We start from the raw sequence: 12,887 nt of genomic DNA, 5'->3' as shown, positions 1-12,887 counted from the left end.
AAGGCAGTATCACCCTGTGGCCGATCTCATCACCGTTGAGGATCCCGACGACCCGCGCCTGCGCGACTACACGGGCCTGACCGACGTCGAGCTGCGGCGCAAGCGCGAACCGGCCGAGGGCCTGTTCATCGCCGAGGGCGAGAAGGTCATCCGCCGGGCCAAGGACGCCGGCTTCGAGATGCGCTCCATGCTGCTGTCGGCCAAGTGGGTCGACGTCATGCGTGACGTCATCGACGAACTCCCGGCCCCCGTGTACGCGGTCAGCCCGGAGCTCGCCGAGAAGGTCACCGGCTACCACGTGCACCGCGGCGCCCTCGCCTCGATGCAGCGCAAGCCGCTGCCGACGGCGGCGGAGCTGCTGCGGTCCGCCCGCCGGGTGGTGGTCATGGAGTCCGTGAACGACCACACCAACATCGGTGCGATCTTCCGTTCGGCGGCCGCCCTCGGCATGGACGCGGTCCTGCTCTCCCCGGACTGCGCCGACCCGCTCTACCGCCGCAGTGTCAAGGTCTCCATGGGCGCGGTCTTCTCCGTGCCGTACGCCCGCCTGGACACCTGGCCCAAGAGCCTGGAGTCGGTGCGCGAGGCCGGCTTCACGCTCCTGGCGCTCACCCCGGACGAGAAGGCGAAGACCCTCGACGAAGCCGCCCCGCACCGGATGGACCGCGTGGCGCTGATGCTCGGCGCGGAGGGCGACGGCCTGTCCACCCAGGCCCTGGTCGCCGCCGACGAATGGGTACGCATCCCGATGTCCCACGGCGTGGACTCCCTCAACGTGGGCGCGGCTGCCGCGGTCGCGTTCTACGCGGTGGCCACCGGCCGCCCCCGGGACTAGGGCCTGTCCGGCGGATCATGCCGCAGACGCGGGGCCTGGCACGCCCATCTGCCGCGTTGTCGTCGGTTGCCGACTCCCCCACGCTCGGCTGCGCTCGCGCGGGGGGACCCCCATCGCGTCGACGCCCTCCTCCGCCTTGCAGCTGGACGCACCAGGCCCCGCTCACCTGGGTTGATGAGGCGCCGTTGCTATCCTGCGACTTGATCCGCCGGACAGGCCCTAGGAGCGCGCATGCGGGACGCGATCGTCGCCGTACTCCCGCGCGGCGACCGGGTGCTGGTGATCCGCCGCGGACCGGCCGCCGCGCGCTCCGGTTACTGGGCGCCGCTCAGCGGCAGGCTGGAACCGGGTGAGACACAGGCGGAGGCGCTCGTCCGGGAGGTCCGCGAGGAGGTCGGCCTGGAGGTGACCCCGGGGGAGAAGGTCTGGGAGTCGGTGACCGACGACGACGGCTTCCGCCTGCACTGGTGGACCGCGGACCCCGGCACCGCCGCTGTGGTTCCCGACCCCGGTGAGGTCGGGGACTTCCGCTGGGTGACGGCGGAGGAGTTCCTGGCCCTGGACCCGGTCTTCGACGGCGACCGGGAGTTCTTCGAGCGGGTTCTGCCGGAACTCCGGCGCGCTACACCCTGACGTCCGACGGCGGTGCGTGCACGTGCGCGTGCCGCGCCGTCACGACGGCCCCGGGTACGCCGAGCCCACGCGAGGGCCCCTGGCAGCCCTGGGCAGCCGCGATGCCGAGGGCGACCAGCAACGTCACCACGACGAACACGAACAGCCGCTGCCGCAGCAGCCGCGGGTTGGCGGGCCGCAGCCCGGTCCCCGTGGTGCGCGGGCCCGTGCGGCCGGCGCCGCTGCGCGGGGCGGGACGGCTCCCGCTGCCGGACCGCGTCGTACTGCGCGCCGACGGGGTCGGCCGCGCTCCGTTCGGCCGGGAGGGGACTCCACCGCCGCGCGCTGCGCTCCCGCCCCGGGAGGGCGTCCCGCCGCGCGGCGCGGGAGTGTTGCCGGGGGAGGGCTGCGGACGCCGCTGGGTGCGCTGCTGCTCCGGATAGCTCTCGGTGAGCCGCCCGGTGGGCCGGTCGGCCTCGGCGGCACGGGGCGCGGGCGGCCGTACGTCGGCCGGGCCCTGGGTCTCGCGGGCCGCGATCTCCTTGAGCCTGAGGGAGAGTTGGAGCGTGCTCGGCCGCTCCTCGGGGTCCTTCGCCAGACAGGCCCGGACCAGTGGGGCGAGCGCGTCCGGTACGCCGTGCAGGTGCGGTTCCTCGTGGACCACGCGGTACAGCATCACCTCGGAACTGCCGTGCCCGAAGGGCGAGTCACCGGTCGAGGCGTACGCGAGGGTCGCGCCGAGCGAGAACACGTCCGTCGCGGGCGTGACCGCGGCGCCGCGCACCTGCTCCGGCGCGAGGAAGCCGGGGGAGCCGACCGCGGTGCCGACGTGCGTGAGCGTCGAGGCCCCCGTCGCCCAGGCGATGCCGAAGTCGATGATCCGCGGCCCCTTCGGGGACAGCAGGATGTTGGACGGCTTCAGGTCCCGGTGCACGACCCCGGCCTCGTGCACCGCGACGAGCCCCTCGGACAGGGCGGCACCGATCGACGCCGCCTCCGCGGCGCCGAGCGCCCCCTCGTCGGCGACCTTGTCGTGCAGGGAGGGGCCGGGCACGTACTGCGTGGCGAACCACGGCCGGTCGGCGTCGAGATCCGCCGCGACGAGCCGCGCCGTGCACCCGCCCCTGATCCGTCGTGCCGCCGAGACCTCCCGCGCGAAACGAGACCGGAACTCCTGGTCCTCCGCCAGATCGGGCCGGATGACCTTCAGCGCGACCCGCTGCCCCTTCTTGTCGGAACCCAGGTAGACAACGCCCATCCCACCCGCGCCGAGTCGTCTGTGAAGCCTGAACGAGCCGACGACGCGCGGGTCCTCGCGCCTCAGGCGCATCATCGCCATGTTCATCCCCGCTGCCCGGTCCGTGTGACGAGCCACAGCTTACGTTTCCGCGGCCGCCTGCGCGCAGAGGCCGCGCCCTCTCGGCCCGATCGATTGTCAGTGCCGGGTGGGCGAATTGAGGAGTGGTCAGGGAGCCGTCCCCCAGGCGGGCCTTGACCCTGCTGTGACTCCAACCTCCTGTCACAGAAGGGGGATTGATGGCGTGAAGGGTGACCGCGTGGAGATAGTCGTGGATGCCGGGGATACGACGCGTACGTATGAGGTGGTGGCGAGCAGAGCGGGCCGCCGGGTGGAGACGGCGGTACGCCGAGGTGTCGTAGAAGTGAGCGAAGTCACGCTGGGGGCCCCACGCCCTTCAGGCAGTGGGGGAGGCTCGGTCGTCCGTGCGGCGCGCTTCATGGCGAACCGGGTCCTGGCCCTCGTGGAGCAGCCGGTGCCCCGCGAGGACAGCGCGGAAAGGTCCGGACACAGCGGGCGCCCCCTCCGGGAAGACCCCGAGACCTAGGACCCCGTCTCCACCCAGGGGAGTACGCCGCAGGTCACGGCTCATCCTCCGGGAGGCCCGCGATTCGGTACGAAGGCATGACGCCCGACCGGCGCCGCGAGCCTAGATTTGAGGTCAAGCGGCGGGTGCAGCACTCGTCCCCCGAGGTCAGACACCCGCCGCTGCCGAGGACAACCAACAACGGTCAGGAGAGGGACCATGGCTCTGACGGCACCGCGGACACTGATCCGCACGCAGGGGCGCACAGCGTTCCGCCCCCGCCGCACAGGCCGCCGCCACCCCCTGGTGGCGACGCTCATGGCCCTTCCCCTGGCGGCCCTGCTCCTCCTCGTCTTCGACGGTTGGGAGACAGTGGCCACACAGGCGTCGTCCGTGGGCGTGATGCTGGGGCGCTGAGAGGCGACCCCAGGCCCGGAAGAGCGGTCCGGGCGGGGACATCCACCCATGAAACCCCGTGGGGACGGGGGTGCGGCGGACGGCACAAATGCCGGCGCAGCTGGGGAGCTGCGCCGGCATTGCGCCGTTTCCGGCCCTGCGAGGCTCCGGGCACGGGCCCACCGCGGACACGTACGCTCGTCGGCACACCCGCAGCCACCCAGGGAACCCAGTGACCGCCGACGTACTGCCGAAGCTGACCGCCGAGGCCGCAGCCATGGCTCACCGCGGCGGAGCCCCGTGTGCCTGCGGTGACGCGGTGACCCTCACCGACCGCCCCGACGCCACCGTCGTCCGCCACGCCGGCACCGTCGCGAAGGCCCACGCCCCGCACACCGACCCCGTCGAGCTGGCCCGCCGTCTCTCGGTGGCCGTCCGGCACCCGGACGTCCTGCTGGCCCCGCTCGCCCCGACCCCCGCCGCCCTGCACGGCCGCCTCGTGACCTTCTGGCCGTACGGCACCCCCGTGCACCCGGACAATCCGGACGCGGCCCCCTGGGAAGCCGCGGCCGACCTCCTCGCGCGTCTGCACCGGATCCCTGTCGCGGACCTCGCCCCCGCCGACCGGACTCCCGGCCCCCCGGGCACCCCTCCTGCCGGAACCTCCGTCTTTCCGGCCCCCCGGGGCCCGATCGCGACCACCCTGTTCTCCGCGGCCACCGCCCCGCCTGCCATGCGCGGTCCCGTCAAGGCCGCCCGAGCGATCGGCCGTCTACGGGCGGCCCTCTCCACGGCACCGGAACCCCACCCCGCCGCACCCGCGATCCTGCGTGCCTGGGCCGCGCTCCCGGCCTGGGCCCGCGGCGAGGCCCCCATGCCCGGCACCGGCACCCTCTGTCACGGAGACCTGCACCTCGGCCAGCTGGTCCGTCACCCGTCCCCGGACGGCCCGTGGCGGCTCATCGACGTCGACGACCTCGGAGTGGGCGTCCCGGCCTGGGATCTCGCGCGGCCCGCCGCCTGGTACGCCTGCGGACTCCTCCCGCCCGGCGAGTGGACCCGTTTCCTGTCCGCGTACCGCGCGGCCGGCGGCCCGGCCGTACCGGCGGACGGTGACCCCTGGCCCGCCCTGGACGTTCCGGCCCGCGCGCTCACCGTGCAGACCGCCGCCCTCTTCCTGGCCAAGGCGCTCGCGGCCGGCCGTCCGCTGGACGAGGTGGAGCAGTGCCTGGTCGACGCCTGTGACCGAATGGGTTCCGTACCGCCCGAGTTGTCGCACGCATTCCCGAAGTAAGGTGCAACCGGCCAGGGCCGGACTGAGTCTGTCCTGGGGAAACACGAAGCACGACCGACCGGCGAGGAGTTGAGCCGACCATGCAGTGTCCGAAGTGTCATGCGCCGATGCACACCTACAACCGCAACGGCGTTCAGATCGAGCAGTGCAGCGGCTGTCGCGGCATCTTTCTCGACTACGGCGAGCTGGAGGCGCTGACCCGCCTGGAGTCCCAGTGGTCCCAGCCCGCCCCGCCGCCCCCGCCCGCCCCGCAGGCGTACCCGGCCGCTCCGGCCGCCCCCGCCTGGGGTGCCCCGCACGGTGGTCACCACGGAGGCCACTACGGCGGCCATGGAGGCCACGGCGGCCACCACGGCCACAAGAGCTTCGGTCACATGCTGTTCTCCAGCTGAGCCGCGCGCGAACGACGGATCCCCCGGCCGTACGAGACGGCCGGGGGATCCGGTGTGTGGACGATACTGGGATTGAACCAGTGACCTCTTCCGTGTCAGGGAAGCGCTCTCCCGCTGAGCTAATCGTCCGGGAGGTACTGCGTGCGCGATACTGGGATTGAACCAGTGACCTCTTCCGTGTCAGGGAAGCGCTCTCCCGCTGAGCTAATCGCGCGGGGATCCTCGCGGATCAAGGTCCTTGCGGACCAGTGGACGATACTGGGATTGAACCAGTGACCTCTTCCGTGTCAGGGAAGCGCTCTCCCGCTGAGCTAATCGTCCTTGGAGGTGGAGACGGGATTTGAACCCGTGTAGACGGCTTTGCAGGCCGTTGCCTCGCCTCTCGGCCACTCCACCAGGAGTGTAGGGGATCGGGAAGACCCCTTGTTCCTTCGAGCGGACGACGAGGCTCGAACTCGCGACCTCAACCTTGGCAAGGTTGCGCTCTACCAACTGAGCTACGTCCGCCTGTCGTTTCGGTCCGCTTCCGCGTCCCGGCGACGTGTTGAACTCTAGCGGATTCCCGGGCCAGCACAAAAACGCGTTTGCGCAGCGTGCTGCGCTGCACCCGGCGGAGGACGTGGTCAGGGCACTCGCGGGACACGCCGGGGCCACCCTCACGACACCCGCCATAGACTCGACTCCGTGCTCGACCTCCCTCCTGGACTCCCTCCGCTCGCCCGCTTCGGCGACCGCGTCGCCACCGGCCTTCTCGACGTCACCAGCGATCCCGCGGCCCTGGACTCCTCCGGTTTCTGGGCGGTCTGCGCGGACTTCGAGGGAATGCTGACGTGCGCCCGCTTCGCGGACGTACGGGAGGAACCGGTGCCCGCCCCGGTGCCGGGGCGGTGGCACGGCCCGGCGGTCCGCGACTGGACGTCGTCCCTCGACCGCGCCGCGTACACGGCGGCGGTCCGCCGGATACGCGAGCACATCGCGGCCGGAGACGTCTACCAGGCCAACCTCTGCCGGGTGCTCTCCGCGCCGGTCGCCCCCGACGCCGACGTGGACGCCCTGACCGCGCTGCTGGCCCGCGGCAATCCGGCGCCGTACGCAGGAACGATTCGGCTGCCCGGGCACGGGGTGGAGATCGCCACGGCCTCGCCCGAGCTCTTCCTGCGCCGCGCCGGACGGATCGTCGAGTCCGGGCCGATCAAGGGCACCGGACGCACCGAGGCGGACCTCCTGGAGAAGGACTACGCCGAGAACGTGATGATCGTGGACCTGGTCCGCAACGACATCGGGCGGGTCTGTGCCACCGGCAGCGTGACCGTCCCCGACCTGTGTGCCGTGGAGAAGCACCCCGGCCTGGTCCACCTCGTGTCGACGGTCCGCGGCGAGCTCCGCGACGGCGCCGGCTGGCCCGCACTGCTCGACGCCGCGTTCCCGCCCGGATCCGTCACCGGCGCGCCCAAGTCGAGCGCTCTGCGGATCATCGAGGCCCTGGAGACGGCGCCCCGCGGCCCGTACTGCGGCGGCATCGGCTGGGTCGACGCCGACCGGGGCACCGGCGAGCTGGCCGTCGGCATCCGCACCTTCTGGATCGACCGTGCGGAAGGCGCCCTCAGATTCGGCACCGGCGCCGGCATCACCTGGGGATCCGACCCCGAGGGCGAGTGGCGGGAGACCGAGCTGAAGGCGTCCCGGCTGCTCGCGGTAGCGTCGGGCACGTACGAGGAGAGTGAAGGGGGTCTTCGGTGAAGATCTGGCTGGACGGCGGGCTGCAGGACATCGAGTCGGCCCGTGTCTCCGTCTTCGACCACGGGCTGACCGTGGGCGACGGCATCTTCGAGACGGTGAAGGCGGCCGACGGGAAGCCGTTCGCGCTCACCCGTCACCTGGACCGGCTGACCCGCTCGGCCCGGGGACTGGGGCTGCCCGACCCCGACCACGACGAGGTGCGCCGCGCCTGCGAGGCCGTCATGGCCGCCAACCCGATGCCGCTCGGCCGGCTGCGCATCACCTACACCGGCGGCCACGGACCCCTCGGCTCCGACCGCGGCGAGCACGGCCCGACCCTGGTGGTCGCCCTCGGCGAGACCGGCCGCCGTCCCGACTCCACCGCCGTGATCACGGTCCCCTGGACCCGCAACGAGCGGGGCGCGCTCACCGGCCTGAAGACGACCTCGTACGCCGAGAACGTCGTCGCCCTCGCCCGCGCCCACCAACACGGCGCCTCCGAGGCGCTGTTCGCCAACACGGTCGGGCAGCTCTGCGAGGGCACGGGCTCCAACGTCTTCGTCGTGCTCGACGGCGAGATCCACACCCCGCCGATGGCCTCCGGCTGCCTCCCCGGCATCACCCGCGCCCTGACCGTCGAGTGGGCCGGCGCCAAGGAGACCGACCTGCCGCTGGACGTCCTGGAACGCGCCGACGAGGTCTTCCTCACATCCACCCTCCGGGACGTACAGGCCGTGCACCGCGTCGACGACCGCGAACTCCCCGGCGCGCCGGGACCGGTGACCGCCAAGGCGATGCGGATCTTCGACGAGCGGTCCGGGGACGACCTGGATCCCTGATCGGCCCGGACGCTCCCGGAAGGCCCCGGATATTGGGCTGCTCCGGGCCCCGGGAACGGGTAGAACACCCGTGATGACCACGACCCTGCGGCCGACCGAGCCGCTTCAGCGCGCCGCCGACGGGGCGCTGTCACGCCACTTCCAGGTGTGCGTGAACGGCCGTCCCGTCGGTGTGGTGCACCTCTCCACACACCCCGTCTTCGGGCCCTCCGTCGCCCTGATCGACGATCTGCGCATCGAGGAGCCCGACCGCGGACGCGGCCGGGGCGCGGTGGCCGCGCTCGCCGCCGAGGAGGTGGCACGCGGCTGGGGCTGTCGGCGCATCGAGATCCGGGTCCCCGCCGACGCCGGGGCCGCGCTGCGGCTCACCGCGGCGCTCGGCTACGTCCACCGCAACCGCGGCATGGAGAAGCCGCTCGGCGACACACCGCCCGAACTGCCCGCGGGCAGCCGGGGCAGGCCCATGACCGAGGCCGAGTACGGGCCTTGGCTCGAACACACGCGTGCGCACTACGCACAGGACTGGATCGACCGGGGCGTGCCCGAGGCCGAGGCGTGGGCCAAGTCGGAGCGGGACCACGCGAACGCGCTGCCGCAGGGCCTCGCGACCGGGAACACCCTGATGAGTGTGCTGGAGCACGAGGGTGACAGGGTCGGGACCCTGTGGCTGTCGCTCGCCGGGGACTCGGCGTTCGTCTTCGACGTGGAGACCGAGGAGAGCGCCCGTGGCCGGGGCCACGGACGCTCACTGATGCTGCTCGCGGAGGCCCGGGCGATCGCCGCCGGGAAACGCGCCCTGGGCCTCAACGTCTTCGCGGGCAACACGCCGGCCGAGCGGCTGTACGAGTCGCTGGGCTACGTGCCGACGTCGTACGTGATGTACAAGAACCTGCTCTGAGGTCAGGACTGCGCGGCCAGCAACCGGTCGGCGATCTCCTCGATGCGCGCGCGCAGTCCCTCCTGGCTCTTGCCGCCGTCGAGGCGTTCGCCGCCGATGACGTACGTCGGGGTGCCCGTCACGCCGATCGCCTTGCCCTCGGCCTGGTCGGCGTCGACGACGAGGATGTGCCGCCCGTCGATCAGCGCGGTGTCGAACTCCTCGGTGTCCAGACCGAGTTCACCGGCGACCTCGACCAGGAAGGGCTCTCCCCCGCGGTCCAGCTCCTCGACCCGGCCCAGCACGGCCTCGACGTACGGCCAGCCCTTCCCCTGCTCCAGAGCCTCCTCGGCGGCCTGCGCGGCGGCGAAGGCGTGCTTGTGCTTCTCCAGCGGGAAGTGCCGCAGCCGCAGCTCCAGCCGGTCGCCGTAGCGGGCGCGCAGTGCGCCCAGATCGTCCAGGGCGCTGCGGCAGTCCGGGCACTGGAGCTCGCACCACACCTCGAGAACGGGAACGGGGGTGCCGACGTGTGCGGGGGAGGAGTCGCTCATGGGTACCAGTCTCCCAGGCGCGGCTCCGGGGACCGAATCGGGACCGTGCGCCGGTGACCGGCACCTGGGGAGGAGGTGACCCGGAGATGTCCCTGATGTCGGGCCGGACCATGGCATCGCGGGTACGGGGCGGTGCAGGATGGAAAGGGACGAAGCGCACCCCGCGCTTCCCCCTGCCCGACCAGCCCGCCAGGAGGACCGGATGATTGCCGAGACCGTCTGTTCCGCCGTGTCCGCGGCCGGCCTGGGCATCGCGGTGGTCACGGCCTACCGCAGGCGCTTCCTGGCCGCCGCGCGCATCGCGGCCTACTCGCTGATTCCCGTCGGCCTGGTGATGACGGGTGTCGTCGGCTGGCTGGCCGACACCGCGTTCAGCCCCACTGCATGGGCGGGCTTCGGCCTGCTGGGCGCCGCCTGGGTCCTGTTCGCGACCACACGCGCCGTCGAACGCCGACGCGGGGGCACCCGCGCCGAGCGCAGGGCGGCAGCTCGGGGCTCGCAGCGCGACGCGGTGGCCCCGACGTCCTCCGCCCCCTCCCTCGGCCCGGCGACCCGCCCCGCGAGCCGCCCCGCGAGCCGTCCCGCGACCGCGTCCCGTGGCTCCGACCCCGCGGACGACTTCAGCGACATCGAGTCCATCCTCAAGAAGCACGGCATATGACCCGCGCATGACGCACTGAAACGACACAGAGCGTCGGCACCGCGCCGGAAGTGATCATGGTCCGAACGGAACCGAACCGAAGATCACGGAATTCGGCGAACTCCCGCATTCAGTGGGCGTGTTGATCGCACGCGGGGTGGCCCCTGGGCCATCATCACCGCGAGATGCTGGACACGACACAGAGCGACGCCGCGCCACCGAAGGACGAGCCGCGCGGATGCCTCTTCGCCCTTTCCCAGCCACCGCTGATGATCTTCCTAGCGGTGATCGGGTGTCTGCTCCTCATGGCCGCGCTGCACGACCTGCTGTGGCTTTGAGCCGTACACGCCCCTCCCGGCGCCACCCGCCGGGACGGGCGTCGGCACCGAGGTGACCGGCATCGAGAAGGGCGATCCGGGCGATCAGCCCGCCGCCTCCTTGCGCCGGGCCCGGTACGCGGCCACATGCAGCCGGTTTCCACATGTACGGCTGTCGCAGTAGCGACGCGAGCGGTTCCGGGACAGGTCCACGAAGGCCCGCCGGCAGTCGGGGGCCTCGCACCGCCGCAGCCGCTCCTGCTCCCCGGCGACCACGAAGAAGGCCAGGGCCATCCCGCAGTCGGCCGCGAGGTGGTCGGCCACCGAGGCGCCGGGTGCGAAGTAGTGCACATGCCAGTCGTAGCCGTCGTGGTCCGTGAGCCTGGGTGTCGTGCCCGCGGCGGCGACCAGTTCGTTGATCAGCACGGCGGCGGACCGGGCGTCCGGGGCCGCGAAGATCCCCGCGAACCGCCCGCGGATCTTGCGCACCGCCGACAGATCGAACTCCGACAGGAACCCGACATCGCTTATTTGGTGATTTCGTACGAAATCTTCGAGGGTGGCGACATCCGGCAGCCCGTCCGTCGTCGCGTCGTCCTCCGGCACGGTGTTCACCAGATCCACCACGGTGTCGAGGGCGCACCGGGTGTCGTGGGTGATCAGCACGTTTCGCTCCCTGGCCTGGGGGGTCGGGCGGGCGCCCGCCGATGCTGGCCGATGGTAGTGGCTGGCTGCCGGTAGAACGGCCGCGCGGGTGCCGGGGTTCCCGGGCGCACACGCCCTGTCCCCGGGCGCCGGCCGCCCCGTGCACACCGACGCCGCCCCCGTGGATACCCACGGTGACGGCGTCGGTGCGCATGCCGTATGCGGTTGTCTTGGCCCGAGCCGTCTCCCCGAGTGGACGGCGCCGGGCGGCTTCGAGGGGTCGCGACCTAGCTTTCCGCCAGGATGTGCGAGAGCTCCTGATCCAGATCGAAGTGCCGGTGTTCCGTGCCGGGCGGCACGGCGGCGTCCGTCCGCTTCAGGAAGGACTCCAGGGCCCGCGCAGGGGCCTCGAGCAGGGCTTCCCCTTCAGGGGAGCTCAGGGCGATGCATACGACGCCCTGGCCATGGCTGCGGGACGGCCAGACGCGGACGTCGCCGGTGCCGGTGGGCCTGTGCAGCCCCTCGGCGAGGAGGTCGCGGGCGAACACCCACTCGACGGTCTCCTCGGCTCCGGTGTGGAAGGTGGCGTGCACGGCGTAGGGGTCGGCCGTGTCGTACCGCAGGCCTGCGGGGACAGGCAGGGAGGACTCGCTCGACACAACGAGGCGCAGGTGCAGCTCGCAGCTGACCGTGGTGTTCATAAGCGCCAGGGCCTTTCGCTCAGTGTGCGCTCGGGGATTCGCACGTCGGCGAAATCGACATGCCACCTACGGTGCCGTTGTAAACCCCTCTGAGTGTTTTGCGTGTCTTTACGACACTCTTCCGGCCGAGAACCTGTACAGGCGGTACGGCCATTCCGGTGACTGGTTTCACTCGGGTAGTGTTTGGTCGTATGAATACGGGGAGTAACGAACCGAGTGACGTAGGGGTGGCGTCGCGCGAGGCGGAGGCGGACGTGGTGCAGGGCGAGCGTGGGCTCGGATCGAGGGCGCCGGAGTTCATCAAGGCGCGCCGCTCGCTGCACCTGAGCTGGCAGGCCGGGGTCTTCGTCGTCGGTCTGGCGGTCGTGATCGCGGGCATCATCATGCTCCCCCTGCCCGGACCCGGCTGGGTGGTGATCTTCGGCGGTATGGCGATCTGGGCGACCGAGTTCGTCTGGGCCCAGCTCGTGCTCCGCTGGACCAAGCGCAAGGTCACCGAGGCGGCCCAGCGGGCACTCGACCCCAAGGTGCGCCGCCGGAACATCACCCTGACGGTGATCGGCCTGGTGATCGTGGCCGTCCTCGTCGGTGTCTACCTCTGGAAGTTCGGCGTCGTGATGCCCTGGAAGATCAAGGACCAGTGACCCGGCGCGGCGGTGCGAACACCGGCCGGCCGTGGTCGGAGGCAGCCGCTGACATGGGGTAATGTTCTTCCTGCGCCCGGGCGATTAGCTCAGTGGGAGAGCGCTTCGTTCACACCGAAGAGGTCACTGGTTCGAACCCAGTATCGCCCACCCGGAATCGGCGGCCCGCCTGCATCAGTGCAGGCGGGCCGCCGTCGTTGTGGCGTCTTTCCGTCCTCGCCGTCCTCGTTCGCGGGGGTGTCCCGAGGCTCGGGCGACGGGTGAGTCCCGGCGCCGCGCCGCCGCTCCGGACGCCGTCGTCGACGGCCGCTCCGGCCGCCGTTGCCGACATCGGTGCCGCGCCCCGCCGGCACCTCGGCGCCGTGCGGCGCACGCCTCCGCGGAGGGCGCGGCGCGCCCCCTGCCCGGCTGCCCGCCGACCGCACGCCTCCCACCTGCGGTGCGGCCCGGCCGGCACCCTGCCGCCCGCCGTGGGTGACCCGCGCGGTCCTGGGCGTGCCCACAAGAAATTCCTGTCCGAATCATTGACGCACCACTGGGGCCTCCGTACCTTGTGCCAGCAAGCGCTTACTTGAAACGATTCATGCACGCGGCGGCAACGC

16 protein-coding genes and 6 tRNA genes are annotated in these 12,887 nt (G+C 72.0%); 13 read left to right on the top strand and 9 right to left on the bottom strand.

What is annotated here, in order from left to right; all coding sequences use genetic code 11:
* Positions 1-16: 16 nt before the first annotated feature.
* Together ACIPSA_RS21190 and ACIPSA_RS21185 are read left to right on the top strand one after the other, a co-directional pair.
* Positions 17-835 (top strand): TrmH family RNA methyltransferase, encoded by an 819-nt coding sequence (locus tag ACIPSA_RS21190; RefSeq protein ID WP_402637178.1) that lies wholly within the window; start codon positions 17-19, stop codon positions 833-835.
* 231 nt (positions 836-1,066) lie between these two features.
* Positions 1,067-1,468 carry an NUDIX domain-containing protein gene (locus ACIPSA_RS21185; RefSeq protein ID WP_402637175.1) on the top strand — a complete coding sequence of 134 codons (402 nt, stop codon included), beginning with the start codon at positions 1,067-1,069 and terminating at the stop codon, positions 1,466-1,468.
* On the opposite strand, the gene ACIPSA_RS21180 is transcribed toward ACIPSA_RS21185, so the two are convergent.
* Positions 1,458-2,792, bottom strand: a complete 1,335-nt coding sequence (locus ACIPSA_RS21180) for a protein kinase (protein WP_402637725.1) — start codon at positions 2,790-2,792, stop codon at positions 1,458-1,460. The two genes, ACIPSA_RS21185 and ACIPSA_RS21180, sit on opposite strands and share 11 nt — an antisense overlap.
* 196 nt (positions 2,793-2,988) lie before the next feature.
* Here ACIPSA_RS21180 and ACIPSA_RS21175 point away from each other — a divergent pair, with 196 nt between their 5' ends.
* The 4 genes from ACIPSA_RS21175 (at position 2,989) to ACIPSA_RS21160 (ending at position 5,352) form a co-directional block, all read left to right on the top strand.
* Positions 2,989-3,291, top strand: a complete 303-nt coding sequence (locus ACIPSA_RS21175; RefSeq protein ID WP_402637172.1) for a hypothetical protein — start codon at positions 2,989-2,991, stop codon at positions 3,289-3,291.
* 198 nt (positions 3,292-3,489) lie between these two features.
* Positions 3,490-3,687, top strand: coding sequence for a hypothetical protein (locus ACIPSA_RS21170; protein WP_402637169.1), 198 nt, complete (start codon positions 3,490-3,492; stop codon positions 3,685-3,687).
* 256 nt (positions 3,688-3,943) lie between these two features.
* Positions 3,944-4,960 carry a phosphotransferase family protein gene (locus tag ACIPSA_RS21165; protein ID WP_402637723.1) on the top strand — a complete coding sequence of 339 codons (1,017 nt, stop codon included), beginning with the start codon at positions 3,944-3,946 and terminating at the stop codon, positions 4,958-4,960.
* 80 nt (positions 4,961-5,040) lie between these two features.
* Positions 5,041-5,352 carry a zf-TFIIB domain-containing protein gene (locus tag ACIPSA_RS21160; protein ID WP_402637166.1) on the top strand — a complete coding sequence of 104 codons (312 nt, stop codon included), beginning with the start codon at positions 5,041-5,043 and terminating at the stop codon, positions 5,350-5,352.
* A gap of 57 nt (positions 5,353-5,409) precedes the next feature.
* Here ACIPSA_RS21160 and ACIPSA_RS21155 read toward each other — a convergent pair.
* The 5 genes from ACIPSA_RS21155 to ACIPSA_RS21135 form a co-directional block, all read right to left on the bottom strand.
* A tRNA-Val gene (locus ACIPSA_RS21155) sits at positions 5,410-5,481 on the bottom strand.
* A gap of 13 nt (positions 5,482-5,494) precedes the next feature.
* Positions 5,495-5,566 (bottom strand) — tRNA-Val (locus ACIPSA_RS21150).
* Between the two features lie 35 nt (positions 5,567-5,601).
* A tRNA-Val gene (locus ACIPSA_RS21145) sits at positions 5,602-5,673 on the bottom strand.
* Position 5,674: 1 nt separating this feature from the next.
* Positions 5,675-5,748, bottom strand: a tRNA-Cys gene (locus ACIPSA_RS21140).
* Positions 5,749-5,786: 38 nt separating this feature from the next.
* Positions 5,787-5,859: transfer RNA gene (locus ACIPSA_RS21135), tRNA-Gly, on the bottom strand.
* A 177-nt stretch (positions 5,860-6,036) separates the two neighbouring features.
* Here ACIPSA_RS21135 and ACIPSA_RS21130 point away from each other — a divergent pair.
* The 3 genes from ACIPSA_RS21130 (at position 6,037) to ACIPSA_RS21120 (ending at position 8,808) form a co-directional block, all read left to right on the top strand.
* Positions 6,037-7,092: a chorismate-binding protein gene (locus ACIPSA_RS21130; RefSeq protein ID WP_402637163.1), complete on the top strand. Its 1,056-nt coding sequence runs from the start codon at positions 6,037-6,039 to the stop codon at positions 7,090-7,092.
* Positions 7,089-7,910: an aminotransferase class IV gene (locus ACIPSA_RS21125; RefSeq protein ID WP_402637160.1), complete on the top strand. Its 822-nt coding sequence runs from the start codon at positions 7,089-7,091 to the stop codon at positions 7,908-7,910. The genes ACIPSA_RS21130 and ACIPSA_RS21125 overlap by 4 nt, the downstream gene beginning before the upstream one ends.
* 73 nt (positions 7,911-7,983) lie before the next feature.
* Positions 7,984-8,808: a GNAT family N-acetyltransferase gene (locus ACIPSA_RS21120; protein WP_402637157.1), complete on the top strand. Its 825-nt coding sequence runs from the start codon at positions 7,984-7,986 to the stop codon at positions 8,806-8,808.
* 2 nt (positions 8,809-8,810) lie between these two features.
* Here ACIPSA_RS21120 and ACIPSA_RS21115 read toward each other — a convergent pair whose 3' ends face one another.
* Positions 8,811-9,338 carry a DsbA family protein gene (locus ACIPSA_RS21115; protein ID WP_402637154.1) on the bottom strand — a complete coding sequence of 176 codons (528 nt, stop codon included), beginning with the start codon at positions 9,336-9,338 and terminating at the stop codon, positions 8,811-8,813.
* A 202-nt stretch (positions 9,339-9,540) separates the two neighbouring features.
* On the opposite strand from ACIPSA_RS21115, the gene ACIPSA_RS21110 reads away from it, so the two are divergent.
* Together ACIPSA_RS21110 and ACIPSA_RS21105 are read left to right on the top strand one after the other, a co-directional pair.
* The gene (locus tag ACIPSA_RS21110; RefSeq protein WP_402637151.1) at positions 9,541-9,999 is read left to right on the top strand and encodes a hypothetical protein; all 459 of its coding nucleotides are present in this window, start codon (positions 9,541-9,543) and stop codon (positions 9,997-9,999) included.
* 164 nt (positions 10,000-10,163) lie between these two features.
* Positions 10,164-10,316, top strand: a complete 153-nt coding sequence (locus ACIPSA_RS21105) for a hypothetical protein (protein WP_263206696.1) — start codon at positions 10,164-10,166, stop codon at positions 10,314-10,316.
* A gap of 84 nt (positions 10,317-10,400) precedes the next feature.
* Here the strand turns inward: ACIPSA_RS21105 and ACIPSA_RS21100 are convergent, their stop codons facing one another.
* Positions 10,401-10,961 carry a CGNR zinc finger domain-containing protein gene (locus tag ACIPSA_RS21100; RefSeq protein ID WP_402637147.1) on the bottom strand — a complete coding sequence of 187 codons (561 nt, stop codon included), beginning with the start codon at positions 10,959-10,961 and terminating at the stop codon, positions 10,401-10,403.
* Between the two features lie 266 nt (positions 10,962-11,227).
* Entirely contained in the window at positions 11,228-11,641 is a 414-nt protein-coding gene (locus ACIPSA_RS21095) for an SsgA family sporulation/cell division regulator (protein ID WP_004002642.1), read from the bottom strand.
* A gap of 191 nt (positions 11,642-11,832) precedes the next feature.
* Here ACIPSA_RS21095 and ACIPSA_RS21090 point away from each other — a divergent pair, with 191 nt between their 5' ends.
* On the top strand, positions 11,833-12,285 hold the full coding sequence (locus ACIPSA_RS21090; protein ID WP_402637144.1) for a TIGR02611 family protein: 453 nt from the start codon (positions 11,833-11,835) through the stop codon (positions 12,283-12,285).
* Positions 12,286-12,363: 78 nt separating this feature from the next.
* Positions 12,364-12,435: transfer RNA gene (locus ACIPSA_RS21085), tRNA-Val, on the top strand.
* The last annotated feature ends 452 nt before the right edge of the window (positions 12,436-12,887 follow it).

Source organism: Streptomyces sp. NPDC086549 (assembly GCF_044746205.1).
GTDB lineage: Bacteria > Actinomycetota > Actinomycetes > Streptomycetales > Streptomycetaceae > Streptomyces.
This window is presented reverse-complemented; position numbering and strand designations above follow the sequence as displayed.